The sequence below is a fragment of the Pseudomonadales bacterium genome (assembly GCA_041395945.1).
In the GTDB taxonomy this organism is placed as follows: Bacteria; Pseudomonadota; Gammaproteobacteria; order Pseudomonadales; family Azotimanducaceae; genus SZUA-309.
This window is the reverse complement of record JAWKZN010000001.1, coordinates 206,388-229,175: the sequence shown is the minus strand read 5'-3', so window position 1 is coordinate 229,175 and position 22,788 is coordinate 206,388. Positions and strand designations below refer to the sequence as shown.

General features: G+C 60.3%; 20 protein-coding genes. 11 read left to right on the top strand and 9 right to left on the bottom strand.

Features of this window, described 5'->3' with window-relative positions; genetic code table 11:
• Window positions 1-48: 48 nt before the first annotated feature.
• From R3E82_01095 to R3E82_01085, 3 genes are all read right to left on the bottom strand, one after another.
• Entirely contained in the window at window positions 49-963 is a 915-nt protein-coding gene (locus tag R3E82_01095; protein MEZ5549463.1) for a TIGR03564 family F420-dependent LLM class oxidoreductase, read from the bottom strand.
• Window positions 964-1,085: 122 nt separating this feature from the next.
• Window positions 1,086-1,697: a pyridoxamine 5'-phosphate oxidase family protein gene (locus R3E82_01090; GenBank protein MEZ5549462.1), complete on the bottom strand. Its 612-nt coding sequence runs from the start codon at window positions 1,695-1,697 to the stop codon at window positions 1,086-1,088.
• Window positions 1,698-1,716: 19 nt separating this feature from the next.
• Complete coding sequence (locus R3E82_01085; protein ID MEZ5549461.1) at window positions 1,717-4,314, bottom strand: serine/threonine-protein kinase; 2,598 nt, start codon at window positions 4,312-4,314, stop codon at window positions 1,717-1,719.
• 207 nt (window positions 4,315-4,521) lie between these two features.
• On the opposite strand from R3E82_01085, the gene npdG reads away from it, so the two are divergent.
• Genes npdG through R3E82_01055 form a run of 6 tightly spaced genes read left to right on the top strand, consistent with a single transcriptional unit; the run spans window position 4,522 to window position 11,532 of the window.
• A complete protein-coding gene (gene npdG, locus R3E82_01080) occupies window positions 4,522-5,193 on the top strand; it encodes an NADPH-dependent F420 reductase (GenBank protein MEZ5549460.1) in 672 nt (223 codons plus the stop codon).
• A gap of 49 nt (window positions 5,194-5,242) precedes the next feature.
• A complete protein-coding gene (cofE, locus tag R3E82_01075; protein ID MEZ5549459.1) occupies window positions 5,243-6,016 on the top strand; it encodes a coenzyme F420-0:L-glutamate ligase in 774 nt (257 codons plus the stop codon).
• Window positions 6,016-6,942 (top strand): 2-phospho-L-lactate transferase, encoded by a 927-nt coding sequence (gene cofD, locus R3E82_01070; GenBank protein MEZ5549458.1) that lies wholly within the window; start codon window positions 6,016-6,018, stop codon window positions 6,940-6,942. Before cofE ends, cofD begins: the two co-directional genes overlap by 1 nt.
• A 41-nt stretch (window positions 6,943-6,983) precedes the next feature.
• Window positions 6,984-7,712, top strand: coding sequence for a 2-phospho-L-lactate guanylyltransferase (cofC, locus tag R3E82_01065; GenBank protein MEZ5549457.1), 729 nt, complete (start codon window positions 6,984-6,986; stop codon window positions 7,710-7,712).
• Window positions 7,709-10,198, top strand: a complete 2,490-nt coding sequence (cofH, locus tag R3E82_01060; GenBank protein ID MEZ5549456.1) for a 5-amino-6-(D-ribitylamino)uracil--L-tyrosine 4-hydroxyphenyl transferase CofH — start codon at window positions 7,709-7,711, stop codon at window positions 10,196-10,198. The genes cofC and cofH overlap by 4 nt, the downstream gene beginning before the upstream one ends.
• 47 nt (window positions 10,199-10,245) lie before the next feature.
• Entirely contained in the window at window positions 10,246-11,532 is a 1,287-nt protein-coding gene (locus tag R3E82_01055) for an FAD-binding oxidoreductase (protein MEZ5549455.1), read from the top strand.
• Window positions 11,533-11,547: 15 nt separating this feature from the next.
• Here R3E82_01055 and R3E82_01050 read toward each other — a convergent pair whose 3' ends face one another.
• Together R3E82_01050 and R3E82_01045 are read right to left on the bottom strand one after the other, a co-directional pair.
• Window positions 11,548-12,303, bottom strand: coding sequence for a gamma-glutamyl-gamma-aminobutyrate hydrolase family protein (locus tag R3E82_01050; GenBank protein ID MEZ5549454.1), 756 nt, complete (start codon window positions 12,301-12,303; stop codon window positions 11,548-11,550).
• A 109-nt stretch (window positions 12,304-12,412) separates the two neighbouring features.
• On the bottom strand, window positions 12,413-13,645 hold the full coding sequence (locus R3E82_01045) for an MFS transporter (GenBank protein MEZ5549453.1): 1,233 nt from the start codon (window positions 13,643-13,645) through the stop codon (window positions 12,413-12,415).
• Between the two features lie 508 nt (window positions 13,646-14,153).
• On the opposite strand from R3E82_01045, the gene R3E82_01040 reads away from it, so the two are divergent.
• The 4 genes from R3E82_01040 to R3E82_01025 all read left to right on the top strand — a co-directional run bounded on the left by R3E82_01040 (window position 14,154) and on the right by R3E82_01025 (window position 18,190).
• Entirely contained in the window at window positions 14,154-15,215 is a 1,062-nt protein-coding gene (locus tag R3E82_01040) for a Gfo/Idh/MocA family oxidoreductase (protein ID MEZ5549452.1), read from the top strand.
• A 153-nt stretch (window positions 15,216-15,368) separates the two neighbouring features.
• Complete coding sequence (locus R3E82_01035) at window positions 15,369-16,202, top strand: AraC family transcriptional regulator (GenBank protein MEZ5549451.1); 834 nt, start codon at window positions 15,369-15,371, stop codon at window positions 16,200-16,202.
• Window positions 16,203-16,315: 113 nt separating this feature from the next.
• Window positions 16,316-16,699 (top strand): nuclear transport factor 2 family protein, encoded by a 384-nt coding sequence (locus tag R3E82_01030; GenBank protein ID MEZ5549450.1) that lies wholly within the window; start codon window positions 16,316-16,318, stop codon window positions 16,697-16,699.
• Window positions 16,700-16,834: 135 nt separating this feature from the next.
• Entirely contained in the window at window positions 16,835-18,190 is a 1,356-nt protein-coding gene (locus R3E82_01025; protein ID MEZ5549449.1) for an alkyl/aryl-sulfatase, read from the top strand.
• A gap of 599 nt (window positions 18,191-18,789) precedes the next feature.
• Here the strand turns inward: R3E82_01025 and R3E82_01020 are convergent.
• Window positions 18,790-19,287, bottom strand: a complete 498-nt coding sequence (locus R3E82_01020) for a helix-turn-helix domain-containing protein (protein ID MEZ5549448.1) — start codon at window positions 19,285-19,287, stop codon at window positions 18,790-18,792.
• Window positions 19,288-19,380: 93 nt separating this feature from the next.
• Between R3E82_01020 and R3E82_01015 the strand changes: the two genes are divergently transcribed.
• Entirely contained in the window at window positions 19,381-19,971 is a 591-nt protein-coding gene (locus R3E82_01015; GenBank protein MEZ5549447.1) for an alpha/beta hydrolase, read from the top strand.
• An 80-nt stretch (window positions 19,972-20,051) separates the two neighbouring features.
• Here the strand turns inward: R3E82_01015 and R3E82_01010 are convergent, their stop codons facing one another.
• The 3 genes from R3E82_01010 to R3E82_01000 form a co-directional block, all read right to left on the bottom strand.
• The gene (locus tag R3E82_01010; GenBank protein MEZ5549446.1) at window positions 20,052-20,375 is read right to left on the bottom strand and encodes a cupin domain-containing protein; all 324 of its coding nucleotides are present in this window, start codon (window positions 20,373-20,375) and stop codon (window positions 20,052-20,054) included.
• 105 nt (window positions 20,376-20,480) lie between these two features.
• On the bottom strand, window positions 20,481-21,545 hold the full coding sequence (locus tag R3E82_01005; protein ID MEZ5549445.1) for a sugar phosphate isomerase/epimerase: 1,065 nt from the start codon (window positions 21,543-21,545) through the stop codon (window positions 20,481-20,483).
• A complete protein-coding gene (locus tag R3E82_01000) occupies window positions 21,542-22,765 on the bottom strand; it encodes a Gfo/Idh/MocA family oxidoreductase (GenBank protein MEZ5549444.1) in 1,224 nt (407 codons plus the stop codon). The genes R3E82_01005 and R3E82_01000 overlap by 4 nt, the downstream gene beginning before the upstream one ends.
• Between the last annotated feature and the right edge of the window lie 23 nt (window positions 22,766-22,788).

Below are 22,788 nucleotides of genomic sequence, written 5' to 3'. Positions count from 1 at the left end.
TCGCCAGCGGTGCCCGGGGAGCGATCCGGACACCTTCGTTGCACAACATCAGCCCTTGAGGCTGGAGAGAAATTCCAGGGTTCGTGCGTAAGCGCCCTCTTCGACATCCATGATGGCCGCGTTGAAATCCGTCACACCCAGTTCTTCGAGCCGGCGGATCTCACCGCGCAGCGCATTCTCATCACCGGCGATGGCGATGTCGGCAGGACCTTTGACCCCTTCCCGATCCAGCATGGCCCGGTAGCTGGGCAGCTGTCCGTAGATCGTCAGTCCCTGGGCGATTTTTTCCCTTGCAGCATCCGGTTTGGTCGTCAGGATCACCGGATAACCACCGACCACCCTCGAATCTTTGCGACCCGCAGCGGCAGCGCCTTCCTTCAGCTTCGGGATGATGTGCGCTGCCATGGTCTTCGGCCCCACCATCCAGGTATTGGTGCCATCCGCCAGTTCACCCGCAAGCTTCAGCATCGCCGGTCCCAGGGCGGCAACCACTACCGGCAGTCGATCCGCGCCGGGGACATCCAATGTGACACCGGTGACCCGGTACTGCTCACCGTGAAAAGTCACTGTCTCTCTGTGCGCTAGCGGCATCAGCACACTTAAGTATTCACGCATATGCCGCGCGGGTTTCTCGTAACTCATGCCCAGCATGTTCTCGATCACCAGCTGGTGCGACAGCCCGATACCCAGAGTAAAGCGGTTGCCGCTTGCGGCCGCCGTAGTGAGCGCCTGCTGTGCGATGGCTGTCGGATGCCGGGGGTAGGTCGGGGTTACTGCAGTACCCAGCGCAATCCGTCTGGTTTCACGACCAACCAGCGCCAGCGTGGAAATGGCATCGAAGCTGAAGATATTCGCCATCCAGACACTGTCGAGGCCGGCGGCTTCGGCACGCTGAGCGATTCCGATCACGTCATCGATGGTCGCACCCGGACCGTCCGCGCCGATCATCACACCGATTTTCATGGTTCAACTCCCTGGTTAGTCTGCTCCGAACAGCACAGCATGTTACGTGTTCACTCGAGGCAAGTCAGATTGAACAAGCTCCCGCGGCACATCCCGGGTCGCACAACGTACAACATCAATGCTCAGAGATTGCGCTGATAATCGCTCTCGATGCTCTCATCGATGGCGCGTGCCGTCTCTGCTGTCTTCCCTTTACGCGCCGCATACATCTCGCCAAAAGACACCCGATGTCTTTCTCCCCAGCTGTCCACGTCCCAGAGACCGGATCTTATGAAGGCTTTCCCGCAGTGAAAGAAACACTCCTGTACTGTGACCCGAATGGCGATAACTGCCGGCCTGCCTCGGGCTGCGAGGGAGTCTAGCAGTGGCCCGTCTGCAGAAAGTTCGGCGGTACCGTTGATCCGCAGTGTTTCCGAGGTTTTCGGTATGACGAAGAGAATGCCCACGTGCGGATTCTCCAGAATGTTGAGATGTCCGTAGGCGAGCTTGTTTCCCGGACGATCGGGAATCAGGAGGGTTTTCTCATCCACCACGGTGACGAATCCGGGCAGATCACCCTTGGGCGATGCATCTATCCGACCCTGTGCGTCCGCCGTTGACAGTACCAGAAATGGACTGCGCTCGATAAACGCTCGAGCGTAGCCGTCGATCCGGTCGATGTTCTTTTCACCGAGTTCCGGATGCGGTTCACCCACAACCTGTCGCAGTTGTTCGATCGTACGTATGGCTGTCATGTGTATTCTCCTGTTCCCCTCAAGTTTCAATCTCTCGTTCATTCAACTCGGCAAGCTGCTGCGCGCGCTCAATGCCTGATGGAACATCTGCTTCGCCGATCCGGCGCACTCCCTGCACCATGCAGGTCGCTTTCGGCAGTGACAGCTGCATACAGTTGAGCCGCTTTTCAAAAATGGTCGCCGCCGGGCTATTGCGGGCTCGATCCACGCCTACAAGCTCGAGAGCACTGCGGGTTTTCTGCACGGCCAGCTCCGTATTACCAGCCAGGTATTCGGCGAGCCCGCTGCCGCTGAGCAGCCATGACAGTGCTTCCACGTCCAACCTCTTGTGCGACTTATAGAGCCGTATACCGGACTCGAACAGCTCCCGGGCTCTCCCGGCATCCATGGACAGAAGCGCCAGTTCTCCGCCGACCAGATACAGATTCAGTCTGAGATAGTGCTCCTTTGGTAACGCAACCGCAGCTTCAGCCTTCGCAAAGACCTCTCGAGCCTCATCGAATAATCCCGTTGCCAGCAGATGCAGTGCATAGTTGCTCATCATGAGAAAGAGATAGGGATGGTCGCCGCCTGTAATTCTGTCCAGTTCCAGCACTGCGCGTCGACTGTGCTCAAGGCCAGCCTCGTAGTTGCCGAGACGCCACTCAAGCTGACTCATGTTGTGGTACTGGAAGACGTGTTCCTGAGTTGTTACCTCGCCGAGGTCTTCGAAGACGGCAATGCTCCGGCGGACCAGGTCAAGCGCCGCCACATACTCTCCTTTGCTTCTCGCAACAAAGGACAGGTTACCGAGTCCCACCGCCAGCAACCCCTTCAGCTGGGCATTTCTCGGGTTGCCGTTGGCCGCGATTGCCCGACGGATGAAGGTCTCTGCTTCATCGAGCCGGCCGGCTTCCAGCAGATACAGTCCGTAGTTGTGGAGAATTCCGACGTTGATGAACTCGGGAAGCCCGCTGACCTGCTCACGCAGCGCAACGGCTTCCTCGATATAGGCGCCAGCTGATTCGGGATCGAGTTCCCGTGCCAGCACGAACTGGAGATTCAGAAGGTAGGGCCGGGACGGAGACAGCCCGTCAATGCAGCACTCAGCCAGCCGCTCAGCCATGCGAACGACCCTCTCCCCTTCCTTGTATCTGCCGCTGTCCAGCTGAGCCAGTCCGATCGCATTGAGCATCCTCATCTGCTCTTCGGGATCGTCGGCGAATCTCGACTGAATCTCATCGGGCAGCAGCGCCAGAAGTTCCATCACGGTCAGATCCACCCCGCCTGCAATCGAAGACTGCACGCCACTGCTGGGCGACAGCAGCACATCGAAGAGAAACTCATTGGCCCGTGCTGCTCTGTCACGCTCGACGCGAGCCACGGACAGCTGCTGCAGCGCGATTAGCGTTGTACCCATCAACACCAGCCCGACAGCCACCGCAGCAGACACACCAACGCGGTGACGCCTGACGAACTTCGCTGCCCGGTAGCGCCAGGAGTTCGGTCTCGCAAGAACCGGCAGGCCTTCGAGGTATCGGCGGAGGTCTTCTGAGAGTTCATGCGCGCTCTGATAACGGCGGGCAACTTCCTTTTCCAGCGCTTTCGCGAGAATACTTTCCAGATCCTCCGAAAAGGCGCCTGACCAGGAACCGGTCGAAGCAACCCACCGCTGAGCGAGCCGGGGTGCAGTGACACGGGTCGCCAGCTCAACCACTTCTGCTGGTCGTGCAGAACGGACATCGTGTGGTGGTGCGCCGGTCAGAAGGGAAAACAGCAGCACACCCAGAGAATAGACATCGCTGGCAGTGGTGACAGACTCACCCAGCAGCTGTTCCGGACTGGCAAAGTCGGGAGTGAAGGCTGCATGGCCCACCCGGGTCTGATTTCCGCCGTCGGTCGTGAGCTGCTTGGCAATACCGAAATCCAGCAGTTTGATCCGGCCGGAGGCATCTACCAGCACGTTGCCGGGCTTGATGTCACGATGGACGATCAGCCGGGAATGCGCGTACTGAACGGCATCACAGACGGTGCGGAACAGTCTGAGCACCTCCGGCAGCGACAGCGCCTTCGATCTGCAGTACTCGTCGATCGGCTGCCCGTCAACCAGCTCGAGCACGAAATAGGGTGCGCCTTCCGGTGTCGTGCCTCCCGCATACAGCGCGGCAATATTGGGGTGCTTCAACCGGGCCAGCAGCGCTCGCTCAGACTCGAACCTCTGGCGAATATCTTCACTCAGGGCAATCGGGCGGGTGAGCTTGAGCGCCACATCATGATCGAAGCCGGCAGACTGGTTGCGCGCCCGGTAAACGTCTCCCATCCCACCTGTACCGATCCGCTCCAGCAGTTCGTAGCCGTCAATGGTGGTCCCGGTGCGATCCGCGATTCCCATCGACACGTCCAGAGCCACACCTAACCCGAACCGGGTACGCAGAAACTTCGCCCGTTCTCCACTGCTCTTAGCGACCGGGGAGGAGAAGGCACGATCGCTTTCATAGAGATCACGTACCGCTTCAATCAGCTCCGGGTCGTCACCGCATGCTGCGAGAAAAACACTCCAGTCTGCCTGTTCATCACGATCCAGCACCGCGGTGAAAACCGCGAAAGCGCGCTGCACAGGGCTGTTCGGACTGCTCACCTATCCACCTAATCCACCTATCCACCTATCCACCTACCCACATAACTACTCCCCCCGTTACTCCTACCCTCCCCGGAGAGAGATCGTATCGATCAGATGCGAACGATCATATACCGGCACTCCCGTGATGCGGCTTGCCCCGCTGCGCTGGCACTTCCAAGTCCGTTGCCGGCATAATCGACCGCTTTCACGCAGAGCGGCCCTCCCATGACCACAGATTCCAAACATACCATCGCCATTCTCGGCGGCACCGGCGACCTCGGCACAGGTCTCGCCATCCGCTGGTCCAGGGCCGGACATCGCATCGTGATCGGCTCCCGTACCCTCGAGAAGGCTACCAATGCTGTGGCTGAACTGAAAAAGATCAGTCCGGACACGCCGGCGGTACCCATGGAAAACGCCGCTGCAGCCGCAGCAGGTGACATTGTGGTGCTTACCGTGCCGGCCGAGCATCAGCTCTCCACTCTCGAAGGTGTTCGGGCTGGGCTGCAGGGAAAGATCCTGATCGATGTGACCGTGCCCCTGGTGCCGCCGAAGGTGGGCACCGTGCAGCTGCCCCCCGAAGGCTCCGCCGGCAAACGCGCCCAGGAACTGCTCGGCGATGAGGTCATGGTCGTGTCAGCCTTTCAGAACATCGCCGCTCATCTGCTCCAGCAGGATGTAAAAATCGAATGCGATGTACTGGTCGCAGGCAACAAAAAGGAAGCGCGCCAGACGGTGATCGATCTGATCACCCAGGCCGGAATGACCGGCTGGCATGCGGGACCCATCGCCAATGCCGCAGCGGCAGAAGCACTGACCTCAATTCTGATTCACATCAACCGGCAGGGAGTGATCTCCCATGCGGGAATCAAGATCGTGGGGCAGGCCGATCACTAGAAAACTGCAGATTAAACCTCCACCACAAGCCACCAGGTCATAAATCCCGATGAGCACCGTACAGGTTATTCCAGTTCCCGGGATCCCTCTGGTTCGCGAAGGCGACGATCTGGCCGCCCTCATTCTTGATGCACTGAATACATCCGGTCAGTCGCTGCACAGCGGCGACATCCTGTGCATCGCGCAGAAGATCGTCTCCAAATCCGAAGGCCGTCTGGTGCTGCTGGAAAGCGTGAGCCCCAGCGCCGCAGCCATCGAGCTCGCCCGGGAGACAGACAAGGACCCCCGCATGGTGGAGCTGGTACTGTCCGAGTCTTCCGAGGTGGTGCGCAAGAAACCGGGCGTGCTGATAACCCGTCATAGACTGGGTCTGGTGGGTGCCAACGCCGGCATCGATCAATCCAATGTCGCTCACGACGACGGTGAAATGGCGCTGCTGCTGCCTGTCGATCCGGATGCTTCCGCGGCCCGGCTGTGTCGGGAAATCAGAGAGCGCTGCAGCGTCGATATCGGCGTGATCATCACCGACAGCGCTAACCGCCCCTGGCGTCTCGGCACCGTGGGGATCGCCATCGGCAGCGCCGGATTCAATGTGCTCGATGATCAGCGTGGCGGCCACGACATGTTCGGACGCGAGCTGAAAGTCACCCTCATCAACCGTGCAGACACCATCGCCACCGCTGCCCTGCTGGTCATGGGGGAAACCATCGAAAAAATCCCCGCCGCCATCGTTCGCGGGGTACCCCGGCAGTTGCCGGGTCCGAACCAGTCCCAGCGGTCGAAAGCCCTGGTGCGCCCCCTCGAGGAAGATCTGTTCCGCTGATGGTCGACTACCTCGTCATCACCGGCGGTATCGGAGGCGCCAAACTCGCCCTTGGGCTGTCCAGAACCCTCGCACCGGCTGAAGTCGCGTTTGTGGTCAACACCGGCGATGACTTCGAGCATCTGGGGCTGCGTATCAGTCCGGATATCGACACCCTCGTTTATACCCTGGCCGGGCTTGCCAATACCGCCCTGGGCTGGGGCCGGCAGGACGAATCCTGGCAGTTCATGGATACCCTCGAAGTACTCGGCGGAGAAACCTGGTTCCGGCTCGGGGATCGCGATCTGGCGCTGCACGTTCGGCGCACCGCCCTGCTCGATTCGGGCCTGTCCCTCACCCGGGCCACCCGCATTCTCGGCCAGGCCCTCGGCGTGCAGCACAGGATATTGCCCATGTCCGACGACCCGGTCAGCACCTGTGTGATCACGACCGACGGGCCACTGGCGTTCCAGCACTATTTTGTCCGTGATCGCTGCGCGCCTGCGGTCACCGGGTTTGAGTTTCAGGGGCTCGCCAGCGCGGCTGCGAATCCGCAGATGATTTCGCTGCTCGATGACCTGAAAGGCATCATCATCTGTCCCTCCAACCCTTTCGTCTCTGTGGATCCTCTGCTGTCCCTGCCCGGGGTGAAGGACGCGCTGCGGCATTGTGCCGCACCCGTGGTCGCGGTTTCCCCTATTATCGCGGGCTCTGCGATCAAGGGGCCCACCGCAAAAATGATGCAGGAACTCGGCTTTCCAGCAACCGCCGCCCAGGTGGCAGCCCATTATGGCGATCTGCTCGATGGTTTCATCGTGGACAACGCAGACGCTGATCTGGTGGGGCACCTCGAGGTGCCAACTGTCGCCACTGCCACGCTCATGGTAACGTTGGCGGACCGGGACGCTCTGGCCCGGACCACCCTGGAATTCATAGCGGCGCTCTGAGCAGACGGGCCCATCGATCCGACACCGGAGCAGTAACCGGAGTGACACAGATCAACCAGACAGGCATCTGGGCCGTTGTCCCCCTGAAGTCCCTCGATCGGGCCAAGCAGCGGCTGGCCGCACGTCTGAATGACGAGGAACGCCGGGACCTGATGCTGGCAATGGCCCGGGATGTTCTGGGCGCACTGTGTCAGTCGACCAGACTGGCTGGCATTCTCATCGTATCGAGGACGACCGAAGCCGATGCTCTGGCGCGCGCTTTTGCGACCGAACGCTTCACCGAGAGCCCGACTGCCGACCTGCCCGGCGCGCTCACCCAGGCCAGCGCCCATCTGCGCGAACATTTCGGCGCTTCCGGCGTCATGATCGTGCCCGCCGACATGCCCCTGCTGGACGCATCGGAAATCGACGCTGTACTGGACCAGCATCGCCAGGTGACCGTGATACCCGATGCGGAAAATGTCGGTACCAACGCTCTGGTGCTGAGCCCGCCGGACGCCATCGACTTCATTTTCGACGGCCGCAGTTTCCGGCCGCATGTAGACGCCGCCTTCGCCCGGGGCATCACCCCCCGGATCGCCAAGCCGGCCAGCTTCACCCTGGACATCGATACCGAGGCCGACCTGCTGAGCCTGCTCGAACAGGGTCCGAACAGCCAGGCCGGCACCTATCTCATCCGCTCCGGAATCGCAGAACGATTGACCGGCAGCAGGGTCGGAACATCCAGGCGTAAAACACTCAGTGATGCGGATACCAGGAGAGTTCAGTGACACAACAGACACAGCTGCTAGACAGACTGCGCAGCCAGCACCGCAACGGCCAGTTGCCGGAAGCCTCCGATGCCCTCGCATTGGCCGGGATCGGTGATACCGCCGCCCTCGCCTGTCTCGCAGCCGAACTGCGGGATCAGGGCTTCGCCAACCTGGTCACTTACTCGAAGAAGGTCTTCATTCCCCTCACCCATCTGTGCCGGGATGTCTGCCACTACTGCACCTTCGCTCAGGTGCCACGCAAGGTGCAGGCACCCTACCAGAGCATCGAGCAGGTACTCGAGACCGCACGCCAGGGCGCCGCGCTCGGCTGCAAGGAAGCCCTGTTTACCCTCGGTGAAAAACCGGAACTGCGCTACAAGGCGGCCCGGGAAGCGCTGGCTGAGATGGGCTTCGAATCCACCCTCGACTATCTGCTGCATGCAGCAAAACGGGTCCATGAGGAAACCGGGCTGCTGCCGCACCTGAACCCGGGCACCATGACCCCGGAGGAACTGATGCGCCTGCGCCCGCTGTCACCTTCGATGGGCATCATGCTGGAGTCCGCTTCCGAGCGCCTGTGCGAAAAAGGCATGCCGCACTATGGTTCTCCGGACAAAGTCCCTGCAGTGCGGCTGCAGACTCTGGCGGATGCCGGCAGGGCAAAAATTCCCTTCACCACCGGCATTCTCATCGGCATCGGCGAAACCCGCGTCGAGCGCATCGAATCCCTGCTGGCCATTCGCGACATTCACGCGCAATACGGCCATGTGCAGGAAATCATCGTGCAGAATTTCCGTGCCAAGCCGGAAACCAAGATGGCCAGTGCACCCGAGCCCGATCTCAACGAACTGCTCTGGACGATCGCGGCCGCGCGCATCCTGTTCGGACCCCATATGAGCATCCAGGCACCGCCGAACCTGAGCCCCGGCGTGCTGCCCCGGATCATCGCCGCCGGTATCAACGACTGGGGTGGTGTGTCGCCGCTGACCCCGGACTTCGTGAACCCCGAAGCGCCCTGGCCGCACCTCGACGATCTCGCCGCTCAGACCCGCAGCGCCGGCAAGCATCTGCTCGAGCGCCTGACCATCTATCCACGCTATGCCCAGGATCTCGACACCTGGGCGGATGCGGGCCTGCACGAGCAGATCCTCGCTCTCACCGATGCGGACGGCTATCCGCGCACCGATGACTGGAGTCCAGGCGAGCAGATGGAACCACCGGCAGACGATCTGCGCGCAATCCGCACCATGCCCGCGCAGGTATCGAAGGACATCGCTGCAATTCTCAAGAAGGCAGAATCTGCAACCCTACTGGAAGATGCGGAAATTCAGCGGCTCTTCGAAGCCCGCGGCGATGATTTTTCCGCGGTCGTGCAGGCGGCTGACCGGCTGCGCGCCCGGATCAACGGCGACACAGTGACCTTTGTGGTCAACCGCAACATCAATTACACCAACATCTGCTATTTCAAATGCCAGTTCTGCGCCTTCTCCAAAGGCAAGCTCTCTGAGAATCTGCGCGGCAAACCTTACGATCTTTCCCATGAGGAGATTCAACGCCGCACCCGGGAAGGCTGGATGCGGGGCGCCACCGAAGTCTGCATGCAGGGCGGGATCCATCCGGACTACACGGGCGACACCTACGTGGACATTCTCCGCGCGGTGAAGGAAGCCGTGCCTGACATGCACATCCACGCCTTTTCTCCACTGGAAGTCTGGCAGGGTGCGGCCACCCTGGGGCTGGATCTCAACACCTACCTGAAACGTCTCAAGGAAGCCGGCCTCGGCACCCTGCCGGGAACCGCCGCCGAGATACTTGACGACGAAGTACGCCAGATCATCTGCGCAGACAAGATCAACACCCAGCAGTGGCTCGATGTGATGCGCGCATCCCACAGCGAGGGATTCCGCACCACGGCCACCATCATGTACGGCCATGTCGAACGACCCTGGCACTGGGCGCGTCACCTGCGTCGCATCCGCGATCTGCAGCGGGAAACGGGCGGTTTCACCGAATTCGTACCACTGCCTTTCGTGCACATGGAAGCCCCCATGTATCTCAAGGGGAAGGCACGCAAAGGTCCGACCTTCCGCGAAGCCGTGCTCATGCATTCGGTGGCGCGGCTCACGCTGCACCCCTATATCACCAACATCCAGTCGAGCTGGGTGAAGATGGGGCACAAGGGTGTCGTTGCCACTCTCCAGGCCGGCTGCAACGATCTCGGTGGAACCCTGATGAATGAAAGCATCAGCCGTGCCGCAGGCACCACGCATGGTCAGGAGACCTCACCAGAAGGCATGGATGAACTGATCCGCAGCGCCGGAAGGACTCCCCATCAGCGCAATACCCTCTATGGCGAGGTGAGCGAAGAACGGGTGGCTGCAGGTCGGGCGGGTATCGAACTGCTGGAGATCATCAATACTCCGGCCCGCAAATACGCGCGGGATCGCGGCGCGAAGCGCACGCTCGAACGGCCGGGACTGGTTCAGGCAGCACCGCTGGACTGATTCAGACACTTCCCGCCCTGGCAGCACACACAGGAAATGCATACGAAGTGAGCCAACGCACCGCGCACGTGGCCTCCTATTACGCCGACACCCGTAACGACACGGCCGATCGCCCGATTCTCACCGAGGCAATCGAAGCAGACGTCTGCATCGTCGGTGCCGGCTTCAGCGGGGTATCCGCGGCGCTGCATCTGGCGGAATCCGGATTCAAGGTTGTGATTCTGGAAGCGGCCCGGGCCGGATTCGGCGCGTCGGGACGCAACGGCGGTCAACTGGTGAACAGCTACAGCAGAGACATCGACACCATCGAGCGTCGCTATGGCAAGACCGAGGCTCAGGCCTTCGGGGCCATGGCTTTCGAAGGGGCGAACATCATTCGCGAGCGGATCGAGCGCTACGACATCCAGTGCGCCTATCGGCCCGGCGGCATATTCGCAGCCCTGAACGCCAAACAGCTGCGCGGTCTCGCCGAGCAGAAGGCCCTGTGGGAGCGTTTCGGCAACGACCAGCTCGAACTGCTCGATGCCCGCGGTATTCGTGAACACATTCAGTCAGACATCTACACTGGCGGCCTGCTCGATCACAGCGGCGGACACCTGCACCCCTTGAACCTGCTGCTCGGCCAACTGGCCGCTTTCGAATCTCTTGGTGGACGACTGTTCGAAGATTCGGCAGCTACGGGCCTGGAGCGCGCTGACCCCGCTGTGGTGAAAACCGCTCGGGGTCAGGTCACCGCACGCTATGTGCTGCTGGCCGGCAACGCTTACATGGGTGGCCTGATTCCCGAACTGGCCTCCACCACCATGCCCTGCGGTACCCAGATCGCCGTGACCGAGCCACTACCGGAGCCGACAGCCCGGGCACTCCTCACCCACGGCCACTGTGTGGAGGACTGCAACTACAAGCTCGACTACTACCGGATGACCGAGGACAACCGGCTGCTGTACGGCGGCGGTGTGACTTACGGCGGCGGAGATCCGGCGTCCATAGAGCGCTTCATCCGCGGCAGACTGGAAAGGACCTTCCCGCAGCTTGCCGGCGTGAAGTTCGACTACACCTGGGGCGGCGACTTTCTGCTGACTTTGAGCCGCCTGCCTCAGTTCGGACGTCTGCGCCCGAACATCTTTTACACCCAGGGTTACAGCGGCCATGGTGTCACCACGACCCATCTGGCCGGTCGCCTGGTCGGCGAGGCAATTCGTGGTCAGGCCGAAAGATTCGATGTGTTCGCCCGCCTGAGTCATCTGCCCTTTCCGGGCGGACGCCTGTTCCGTACGCCTTATACCGCGCTGGGCGCGCTCTATTACGGACTGCGGGACAGACTCGGCGTGTAGCCGCTGCCCGGGGTCTCAGCCCTTGCGGATGGCTTTCCCAAAGGCTTCGAACAGCCGCACCGCAGCCGGATTCTGGTCGTAACGCCACTCGGGGTGCCATTGCACTCCGAGCACCCACTGCCCGGGCAGCGAAACGGCTTCCACCAGCCCGTCTTCTGCACTGGCCTCGACCGCCAGCCCCCGGCCCAGAGTTGCGATACCCTGGGCGTGCAGTGAGTTCACCTGCAGCGGCCCGGCTCCCAGAATTCCGGCCAGCACCCCGCCGGGGGTCAGTTCCACAGGATGCGCAGGCTCGTACTGCAGTTCCCGCGGTGCGGTTTTGTCCTCCCGGTGATCCATGAAGCCGGGAACGTCCTGCACATTCGGATGCAGGGTACCGCCCAGAGCCACATTCAGTTCCTGCAGACCGCGGCACACGGCCAGCAGTGGCATCTTCCTTGCCAGGACTCTTTCGATCAGCGCAAACACCGTCGTATCCCGCTGTTCATCGAGGGACATTTCACTCTTCCGACCCGTGTACCAGTCCGGGTGAATGTTGCTCGCAGAGCCGGGCAGGAAAACACCCTGGGCCATGTCCAGGAGTGCATCGAGGTCATAGTGGGCTTCGAAGGAATCCATTTCGTGGCCATGACCCAGAGCGGGTAACAGCAGGACCATGCAGTCCGCACCGTGCACTACGGCATCGAGGTACTTTTCACCCACACAATGGAAGGGGCCGCCACCCGGGATCGGTTTCACATCGCAGGGCACCAGGACCAGGGGCTTGCTCATGGGTTCAGACTCACCAGTTTCATGCTTGCGTTTCCGGGTGACCGTGACGGGCACGGAAATACCGGGCCAAGCATAGCGTCTGACCCGGCACAAAACAGCGCATCCTCACTCACTCTGCCGTGATACCGGTCCGGGCAGAAATCGATGCCGCACGCACCGCGAGCAGCAGCGGCAGAATGATGGCCACAAAGATCAACCCGGTCGTGCCGGCGAGCAGGTACAGCGTGGTAGACATGCCCCACAGATCGAATCCATAACCCACCAGCGGCCCCGTGAGCAGGAATGCGCCCCGGAACCCGAAGCTGGTCAGCGAGTTTGCAGTTGCCCGGAACGAACTCGGCACCCGGGAATTGAGCGCATCCTTGAGCACCACGAAACCGACTCCCCGGCTCACGAAAAAGGTGAGGCTCGCCAGATAGGCACCGATGGTTCCGAAAAGATCCATGCCCAGGTATCCCAGAGCGGGGGCAATGCCGATAAACAGCAGCACCCCGTTCGTGCCAAAGCGCGCTTCGAGGGCGTGTGCATAGCGACCCGACAGTGCGGCAACCACACTGAGCACGGCCCAGAGATAACCAAAATGTTGCAAGCCGATGCCCTGCAGTTCCCACAGTTTCTGCAGGAGCCATACCGCGTAAAACGTCGTCAGGCTCCATATGGAAAGGGCCAGCACAGACAGGCGCAGCACGGCGGAATCCCGCATCAGGTGGGTGCAGATGCGCCGCATGTTGTCCAGATGACCACTGCTGAGCAGACGCTCAGCCGGAGGCTCCACGAGACGCAGCGCCAGCATCAGCGGAATCCAGCCGATCACCGCCTGCACATAGACGACGGCTTCCATAGAACTCATGAGCATGAGTCCGCTGCAGACCAGTGCGGCCAGCGCTTCCGAAAGTGTGCGGGCAGAATACAGGCGACCGACAATCTGCCGCTGAGCCTGATCCCCCCGGCCCAGCGCGAGTTCCGTGTCGTAAAGCAGCGCGATGTCCGCGCCCGAGATCAGACTGTGGCTGATCCCCAGCGCGAATTCGAACAGCGCAAGGCCCCAGAAACCTTCCGCTCCGATCAGCACTGTGTGACCGACCCCTGCAAAGACCGCACCGAGAATGAGCGTCCAGCGCCGTCCGAACAGGTCGGCAACGTAACCCGAGGGTACTTCGGTGATGAGCACGACCGCGCCGAACAGAGCCTGCAGGGTGAATACCTCCTGCATGGACAGGCCTTTGCTCTGAAAGAACGGCACCGCAATGGGCATGATCACCAGGAAAACCTGAAAGAAACCCAGCATCAGAGTGCGGGTCAGATTCCGGGTGAGTTGTTCTGGGCTGTATGTTTGTTCCATCTCTGCAACTTCCGACTGGCAATCAGGCCCCTGAAACGAAAAACCCCGAAGGCTTTCGGCTCTTCGGGGTTTTTTGTCTGCTCTGCTGTTAACTGAGCTATCGTGCTTTACCCGCTCGAGCCACCTCTGTCAGTGAGGATGACGAACACATCTGCCGGAATCGCCAGATAGTCCCCTGCGCCTGCCGGCATCTGCATCACAGACAGACACACACAGGACCACCGCCGCTTCTGCGCCGACTTCCCGGAAGTGTGATGTAGTGCCTGCGGCCGATTCATGGTGCGCGCTCGAACGTCTCGAATTAAACAGGGCGGCTATGCTGCACCCGGCTTTGCATTGAGTCAACCGATCCCGGCTGATAACTCCGTGTGCGGCAGAGGTCCTCCGACAGGCGGCCAGTGCGGGGGTTGTGTATCGCGGGCCATCGTCATCGAATAGGCAGATCGACAGCAAACTGGCACTATCTGCACAACCGGCAACGACCGCGGGCCTGAGGAATTCCTGAACCATGACCCTGAAGATCGGACTCATCGGCTGCGGCCACATTGCGAAATTCCATGCCCGCAACATCCGGGATGCGATCGGCCGCCATGGGATCGACTGCCGCTACGAAGCCGTCTGCGATCGGAGCGAGGATCGCGCGAAGGCCTTTGCCGAGATCGGCGGCTGCAGCCTCGCAACCACCCAGGCCGAGGTGGTGATCGATCGCTGTGACATCGTCTACGTATGCGCCGAAACCTCGGAACACCCGGCGCTGGTCGAGATGGCTGCAGCAGCAGGTCGGCACCTTTTCTGTGAAAAGCCCCTCGCCACCAGTCTGGCTCGGGCGCGGCAGATGACGCGGCAGGTAGACGCTGCCGGTATCGTCCACCAGGTCGGCCTGGTACTGCATTTCAGCCCGGTTTTCACCGTGCTCGCCGACCTCATGAAGGGTGATTTCGGACCACTGCTCAGCGCCCACATGCGCGACGACCAGTTCTTCCCGATCCGTGGCCACTATGGTTCGAGCTGGCGGGCCGACGTAAATCGCGCCGGCGGTGGCACTCTGCTGGAACATTCCATCCACGACGTGGATCTGTTCCGGCGTCTGTTCGGCGAAGTGCGTTCAGTGCAGTGCCATACCCGGGAGACATCAGGGCACAGGGGCATTGAAGACGTCGCCGAAGTGAGCTTCCTGCACGAGGCCGGGCATACCTCCACCCTGAGCAGCATCTGGCACTCGATCGACAGCCGAGCCTCGAGCCGCTTTCTCGAAGTGATCTTCGAACGCGCCCGCTTCACCACCGACCAGGACTATTTCGGCGCCATTACCTGCGAAATCGAAGACCGGCCCTCGGTGACACTCTCCAGCGACGAAGTCCTCGCCCGTTTCATGAGCCTGATGGATCTCAACCCGGCGGACGAGGATCTGCGCAGTCTGGCCGGGATCGGCGATCGGCGATTTCTGGAATGTGCCCTTAGCGGTACGCCGGCCGTGCCGGACTTCCAGACGGCATTGCAGAGCCACGAGATCGTGGATGCCTGCTATCGCAGCGCAGCCGAAGACAGAAGATCCATCGCGCTGCCCTGAGTTGCAGCCGCAGCCGCAGGAGGGCCTGCATGGTCGGACATCACGTGCCCGCAACTGCCGAAACCAGATTCCCCCGCCTGCGCAAACACTATCAAGCACGGCCAGATCCAGGATATTAGGATTCCTGTCGTTGGAGGATCGGAAGCTGCTTCGATGAAAGCTGTTGAGAAGGCGGTCTGGTACATCGAGAACCACTATCGCGAGGAGATCAGCCTCGATGACCTCGCGCGGTTGTCAGGTGTTTCCCGATATCACCTGAGTCGAATATTCTGCTACGCCGTGGGACAGCCGATAAGTCGCTACGTGCGGCTTCGGCGCCTGTCGAGGGCGGCGGAGTCCCTGGCGTCAGGGGAGAGAGACATCCTCAACCTGGCGCTTTCCGTCGGCTACAGCTCCCATGAAGCATTCACCCGCGCCTTCAAAAGTCACTTCCACAAAACCCCTGAACAGGTGCGATCACAGCGTCACACCGATGATCTGGAAATCATGGAGCCCATACTGATGAAATCGACAGAAGCAACGACCCTGGCAGAGCCGCGTTACGAAACGCTCAGCAGAAAGCTGTCAATCGTCGGCATTTCCCGCTACTACCCATTCGAGAAAGTCGCGGAAATCCCGGACCAGTGGCAGTCTTTCGCCCCTTTCATACCGCGTGTCACCAGCGCGGGTAAACCGGCAACCTACGGGATCATCTACAACGGCAGCGACACCAGCTATGACTATCTGAGCGGTGTGGAACTGCCGAAAGGCGCCGACAGTCCGGAGAACCTTGTCCGGCTGGATATCGCACCTCAAACCTATGCCGTTTTCGAGCACAGCGGACACGTCGCAAACGTGCGCGACACCTGCGATGCCATCTGGTCGGATTGGCTGCCCGGATCCAAACAGACCGTTGTTGAAGCACCCTGGTTTGAAAAGTACGGCGACAGCTTCAACCCGCAGACGGGTGAGGGTGGGCTGGAAATCTGGATACCGGTTGCGCGGTGAAACTCACAACTCCAGCAGAGTGTCATAGCGAACCTGTTGCATCAACCGATTGAATCGGCGGCCCAATGCGACCGCCGTGAACCAGACATCCTGGCTGATGGTAACCTGTGCAGATGAGCACCCCGCAGCGCAACAAGGAAAACGCGAAAGCCTTCTACGACCTGATGTTCAATCAGTGCAGACCACGGGAGGCCATCGAGCGATTCGTCGGGGACGAGTACGTTCAGCACAATCCGGAGGTTGCGGATGGCAGGGAGGCTTTCATCGGCTACTTCGAGCGGATGGCCGCCGAGTATCCCGGCAAGCGGGTGGTATTCAAACGGGTGTTTGCGGACGGCAACCATGTCGTTCTCCATTGCCATCAGCAATGGCCTGGAGATCACGACTATGCCGGAATTGACATTTTCCGGTTTGACGACGACGGTCGAATCGTCGAGCACTGGGACGTGCTGCAGATCGTCCCAAAGACATCAAAGAACGACAACACCATGTTTTAGTTTCGCGACCAGTCGGCTGCTTCCGGCCTGCCGGCGCGGGTCGTTGCACGCTATAAGCCCGGCAGGGATCGACCCTGAGCAGCCCCATTTATCGTTCTGTAGTATCGCTTTATCGACAATTCGAAGGAGAAGCTCTTGAGAATTCCAGTCAGCGCCTGCGTTAGCGCAGCAACAGTATTTTCTGCGGTCATCTGCGTTGCAGCCACCGACGCGGAAAAGCTTCTGCAACTGAGAAACTCTGAGTTTCAACAGGAAATCATCGAAGTCGCACCTGGCGTCCATACTGCGGTTGGATTTGGTGTGTCACCTACTTCGATGATCATCGGCACAAGGGGTCTGGTGATAATCGACTCGCAGATCGATTCAGTCACTGCTCAGGCTGTGCTGGCGGAATTCCGCAGGATAACGGACAAGCCAGTCAGCGGCATCATATTAACCCATGGGCACGGTGACCACACAGGCGGGGTGGGCGTTTTCGCCGCCGCCGGAGAGAACGTCCAGATCTGGGCGCGTGAGGGTTTCAATCAGGAGACCCGAACGCTCGATGAAGCAGGACTGACGATTCAGCAGGTGCGTGGCGCACGTCAGGGCGGCTTTCTGCTTAAACCCGACCAGAGGATCAACAACGGCGTTGCTAAAGCTTATTTTCCCAAGCGTGGTGGCGAGGTCTTTGCGGCTGAGGGCACACAGCCGACACACATGCTCAGTCGCCCGCGAGAACGGGTATCACTAGCGGGCGTTGAGCTGGATCTCGTGGCTGCGACTGGAGAAGCCTACGACGAAATCTATATCTGGTACCCCCAGGAAGGTGTGGTGTTTGCGGGAGATAACTTCTACAAGTCATGGCCAAACCTTTACGCCATACGAGGCACGCCATACCGGGACGTTCTGGCCTGGATCAACAGTCTTTCTTCGATGATCGACGAAAACCCGAATCACCTGGTGGGTGGGCATACGCGACCGATCAAAGGCCAGGCGCAGGCCATTGAGACGCTTACCAACTACCGGGATGCGATCAAGTCTGTATTTGACCAGACAATCGACGGGATGAATCGCGGCCTGACGCCCGATGAGCTCGTTGAAAGCGTCAGGCTCCCTGAAAAGTATGCCCAGTTGGACTACCTGAAAGAATACTACGGCAACATCGAATGGAGCGTGCGCGCAATCTTCTCCGGCTATCTGGGCTGGTTCGATGGCAATCCATCCAACCTGTTTCCGCTCTCGAAGAAAGAAGAAGCCTTGAAGATCGCTGCGCTTGCCGGTGGCTCTGACGCCCTGTTCAAGCAGGCTCAAACGTCCCTTCAGGACGACCCGCAGTGGACGGCGCAACTGTGCGATCACCTGCTGGCACTGGATTACAAGGCTGCTGAAGCCAGGCTTCTGAAGGCAGATGCCCTGGAACGATTGGGGCGCGATCTTCTCACTGCGACCGGCCGCAACTACTACTTTACGGTTGCCAGGCAGCTTCGTGACTCGGTGCCGGAACCATAATTTGGAATGACCGTAGTAGCTGGCCCAGAACTGCCAGTGATGCTGCCTCAGTCGTCTTCTGCCAAGTGCTCGGAGCCAATCTTCAATCTTCTTTGGTTTGCGATACTCCAGTTTCGATTGTCCGGCGAGGTTGCGGCTCGATGAAAAAGCACGAAACCAGGGCGCTGGACTCGCGCACCTGGCCAGCTTTCGCACGGCTGGTCGAAGCGAATAAAGGTGTCCGGGGGAATGCTGGTGCATGTGGTATCACGCGAAGAGCCAAAGCGCGGAGGACACCCCGGCGATAAGGCGGAAGGCGAAGGAATGCCTCGTCCGGGAAGGGTGGGCGCATCGAGGGATACCCGGAAGACATCGAGGGTCGCAATGCCTCGCCAGCATTTCTGTTCAATGGCGCCCTGTCCACCTTCGAGCATCCTGGCTTCAAGCGGTCGCGGATGATCGGAAAGCGCAAATGGGTGGTAACCCGAACTGTACGGTGATCCGCGGCCGATCTCCCCCGACGAAACGATTTTTGCCACTTAAGGGGTCGGATTGGCGCGTGGCGGCAATCCATTGCAGTGCATGGGGACACTGTTGATTGTGCCGCTTCCGACTACCTCTTAGCTCGTCCCTCCTCGCTTCGCCTCGTAAGCCGATTGAAGTACCTGTGCAACTGTCCGGCCTTTAAGTTTTGTACGTTTACCCAAATGCTCCACTCGGAGTTCTTTCATGAACTGCTCCCACATTTTCGGTCCACCTTCTTCCAGCAGCTGCGCACGAATGCTGAGCTCCTTCGACGCAGGGAAGTATCGGCGGCCCCAGGCGCCGAGGAGAGCCAGCACAGGAACCAGTGCGATCGACTTCTCTGTCAGACTATAAATGCTCTTCTGTTTGTGCGACGGGTCGTCGGATTTCGTCAGCATGCCGTTGTCTACCAGCATCTTCAGCCGCTCAGAGAGAATGTTCGACGATATCCCCTCCATCGACTGGTTGAGCAGTTCCCTGAAATGGCGCTTCCGCCCGAAAATCATGTCTCTCAATATGACGAGACTCCACCGATCGCCGATGATTTCAAGCGACAGGTTGATGGGGCAGCGCGATCTGTGCGGGGTTGTCATGGATATTGGTGAACCGGAAACTTGACAGCGATTCTATCCTGGTAGTATTGATTCGCAACCAGTTGCGTATCAGGATCAGTATAGGGGCGAACTATGAAACAGCAGGTGTTATTTGTACAGGGAGGCGGTGAGGGTGCGTATGCTGAAGACCAGGCACTGGCTGACTATCTGGGCGATGCTCTCCGCGAAGTCGCGGACGTCCACTATCCGAAATTTCCGGGTTTGGAATCTGTCGACTACCACCTGTGGCGGTCGAAGGCGGTTGACGCTCTCAAAGATACAGGTGATGAAGCAATTATCGTCGCGCACTCCTTAGGCGGAGCGGCGTTACTCAAGATGCTCTCTGAAGACAAACCGGCTCACAACATCAGGGCGCTGTTCCTCGTCGCAATGCCTTACAAATGCGCCGATGGGGAGTGGGGTGGCGACGATTTCGCCCTCGCCAATGATTTTGCGCAACACCTGCCAGCCATTCAGCACCTGACGCTCTATCACAGCCAGGATGACGAATGGGTACCGTTCAACCACCTGCACCAGTATGCGCAGAAATGGCCTGAAGCGACCACTGTGTCACTCGCCGGCCGAGGCCATTCGTTCATGAAGGTGGAGTTCACCGAGTTGGTTGAGGCGATCCAGTCATGCATTGATGGCCCATCATCGCAAACAGCACCGGCACCGCACTAAAGCACTAGCAACGGATACCGGCCAGTAGCCCCGCATTGCGGGATGAGGTGCGCATGGACTTTTGCCCGTTGAGCGCGGCACTACTGTCCGGGATAGGGCGTTCCATCTTTGTGGACAAAACGGCCATCGGCATTGGCGCTCATCATATCGATGTCTGAACAGGTCGTGAGATCCTGGGGCTGGCGCGAGCCAATTTCGGGATAAACAGCCACCGCACTGCCCCGATTGATCATGTGATGTCCGTTTCCGGAACCTTTCACAAACGCGGCACAATCACCGGATGTCAGTGTAGTCTCTTCATCGTCCTCGACCAGCGTCAGCTCACCTTCCAGCACATATACAAACTCGTCTTCATGCGAGTGCCAATGGCGCTGGCTCGACCAGTGGCCTGGTGGCAATGACATCAGATTGATCCCAAAATCCGTGGGCCCTCCCGCATCACCCAATCGCTGTCGAATACGTTTGGCCGATACCACTTGTGGTCAGAGCAGTTCGACAAAGTCAGCCTGCTACAGGCCCAGCAGCGCGCGATTCAATGCCGCATCACCACCCGCCCCTGCAGAAGTCGCAGCAAAATCATCAAAGGCCCGCTCCGTAACCCGGATGATGTGATCGGCGATGAAGGCGGCCCCTTCCCGCGCGCCGTCCTCCTGATGCTTCAGACAGCACTCCCACTCGAGCACGGCCCAGCCGGGGAAGTCGTACGCCGCGAGTTTCGAGAAGATGGCGCGGAAGTCGATCTGGCCATCACCCAGCGAACGGAACCGCCCGGGTCGATCGATCCAGTCCTGGTAACCGCCATACACGCCGCAGCGGCCGTCCGGGCGAAACTCTGCGTCCTTGACGTGAAACATCTTTATGCGGTCGTGGTAGTGATCGATAAAGGCCAGATAGTCGAGCTGCTGCAGCAGAAAGTGACTCGGGTCGTAGAGGATGCCGGCGCGTGGATGATTGTCGACCGCCTCGAGAAATCGCTCGAAGGTCACACCGTCGTGCAGATCTTCACCTGGGTGCAGTTCGAAACAGCAGTCCACGCCGGCCTCGTCGAACACATCCAGTATCGGCCGCCAGCGCCTGGCCAGTTCCGCAAAGCCGGTGTCCACCAGGCCGGGCGGCCGCTGGGGCCAGGGATAGAGCATCGGCCAGAGCAGCGCGCCTGAAAACGCCGCCTGTGCGGTCAGGCCGAGTCGACCGCTCGCGCGCGCGGCCAGCTTCACCTGCTCGGTCGCCCATCGGGTCCGCGCGGCCGGATCACCGTGCACCGGTGGCGGTGCGAACGCATCAAACATCCTGTCATAAGCCGGATGCACGGCAACCAGCTGACCTTCCAGATGCGTGGACAGTTCGGTTATCTCGACTCCGCAATCTGCCACCCGGCCCTTGAGCTCATCGCAATAGGTCTGACTGGTGGCGGCCAGGGCGACGTCGATAAAGGCCGGATTGCCGATCGGCACCTGAATGCCCGCAAAGCCCAGTCCGGCCGCCCAGCGGGCCATGGCTTCCAGGTTGTTGAAGGGTTCGTCATCCGCCATGAACTGGGCGAGAAAAATGGCGGGGCCGCGCAGGGTTTTCATAGTTCAGTCATCCATTCCACTCGTGATCCATCGCGCTGGTCGGCCTGCCGCACATCCTGATGGAGCGGCAGCCAGTCTCCGTTTGCCGAACTGCTGGCGACGGCGGTTTCAATAAACTGCAAGCTGCGTACTCCATCCTCGACTCCGGGGTAGTCCCGCTCGGGACTTGCTCCCCGCTCGACGCGCAACACGTCCTGGGCGAAATTCCGGTACAGGGCCGCAAAAGCTTCCAGGTAACCTTCAGGATGTCCGGCAGGGAGTCGGGTAACAGCGCTGCCAGCCGGGGAACCGCCCGGTCCTCCGGTGCGCAGAGTCTGCATCGAATGATCCGGCCAGCGCAGGGTCAGGGAGTTCGGCTCCATCTGGCTCCAGGCAAGCGCCCCTTTGTCACCGTAAACACGCAGGCGCAGATTGTTCTCTTCCCCGACGGCTATCTGAGAAGCCATCAGCACACCCTTCGCGCCGTTGTCGAAGCGCAGCAGCACGGTGCCATCATCATCCAGCCGTCGACCGGGTACGAAGGTACTGAGATCGGCGCACAGGGAGCCGACGACACAGCCGCTGACAAACTCCAGCAGGTGCTGCGCATGGCTGCCGATGTCCCCGAAACACCCCGCAGCACCCGAGCGCTCCGGATCCGTGCGCCACTCGGCCTGTCGATTACCCCGGGATTCCACATCCTCTGCCAGCCAGCCCTGAAAGTACTCACACACCACCTTACGGATGCTGCCAAGACGACCCGCCTGGATGAGCGCGCGGGCCTCCCGCACCATCGGGTAGCCACTGTAGTTGTAGGTCAGGGCAAAGAGCCGGTCCGTCTTAACTAGACGCTCCCGCAACGCCAGGGCGTCCGCCAGCCGGTGGGTGACGGGCTTGTCGCAGACCACATGCAGTCCCGCATCCAATGCCGCATGCGCGATCGGCGCGTGCAGATGGTTGGGTGTGGCGATCGTGACAAAATCGATGCGCTCTGCCGGGGGCAGCGTCGCCTGGGCAGCAAACATCGTCTGGTAGTCCGGATAGCAGCGCTCCGCAGGCAGACCGTACAGCCCGGTCCCGGAACGGATCGACCGCTGCGCGTCATTCGAAAACGCACCAGCCACCAGAGTTATGTGGCCATCGAGTTCAGCCGCCATCCGGTGCACGGGTCCGATAAAAGCGCCTTCCCCGCCACCGACGAGGGCCATCCGCACTTTACGGCGGGCTATCGATTCAGGCACCGCATCCATCCCTCATCCCGATG

Excerpts from the sequence above, each read along its gene's own strand:
- R3E82_01095 (MEZ5549463.1), bottom strand. The coding sequence starts at position 963 with ATGAAAATCGGTGTGATGATCGGCGCGGACGGTCCGGGTGCGACCATC.
- R3E82_01090 (MEZ5549462.1), bottom strand. The coding sequence starts at position 1,697 with ATGACAGCCATACGTACGATCGAACAACTGCGACAGGTTGTGGGTGAA.
- npdG (MEZ5549460.1), top strand. The coding sequence starts at position 4,522 with ATGACCACAGATTCCAAACATACCATCGCCATTCTCGGCGGCACCGGC.
- cofE (MEZ5549459.1), top strand. The coding sequence starts at position 5,243 with ATGAGCACCGTACAGGTTATTCCAGTTCCCGGGATCCCTCTGGTTCGC.
- cofD (MEZ5549458.1), top strand. The coding sequence starts at position 6,016 with ATGGTCGACTACCTCGTCATCACCGGCGGTATCGGAGGCGCCAAACTC.
- R3E82_01050 (MEZ5549454.1), bottom strand. The coding sequence starts at position 12,303 with ATGAGCAAGCCCCTGGTCCTGGTGCCCTGCGATGTGAAACCGATCCCG.
- R3E82_01045 (MEZ5549453.1), bottom strand. The coding sequence starts at position 13,645 with ATGGAACAAACATACAGCCCAGAACAACTCACCCGGAATCTGACCCGC.
- R3E82_01040 (MEZ5549452.1), top strand. The coding sequence starts at position 14,154 with ATGACCCTGAAGATCGGACTCATCGGCTGCGGCCACATTGCGAAATTC.
- R3E82_01035 (MEZ5549451.1), top strand. The coding sequence starts at position 15,369 with ATGAAAGCTGTTGAGAAGGCGGTCTGGTACATCGAGAACCACTATCGC.
- R3E82_01030 (MEZ5549450.1), top strand. The coding sequence starts at position 16,316 with ATGAGCACCCCGCAGCGCAACAAGGAAAACGCGAAAGCCTTCTACGAC.
- R3E82_01020 (MEZ5549448.1), bottom strand. The coding sequence starts at position 19,287 with ATGACAACCCCGCACAGATCGCGCTGCCCCATCAACCTGTCGCTTGAA.
- R3E82_01015 (MEZ5549447.1), top strand. The coding sequence starts at position 19,381 with ATGAAACAGCAGGTGTTATTTGTACAGGGAGGCGGTGAGGGTGCGTAT.
- R3E82_01010 (MEZ5549446.1), bottom strand. The coding sequence starts at position 20,375 with ATGTCATTGCCACCAGGCCACTGGTCGAGCCAGCGCCATTGGCACTCG.
- R3E82_01005 (MEZ5549445.1), bottom strand. The coding sequence starts at position 21,545 with ATGAAAACCCTGCGCGGCCCCGCCATTTTTCTCGCCCAGTTCATGGCG.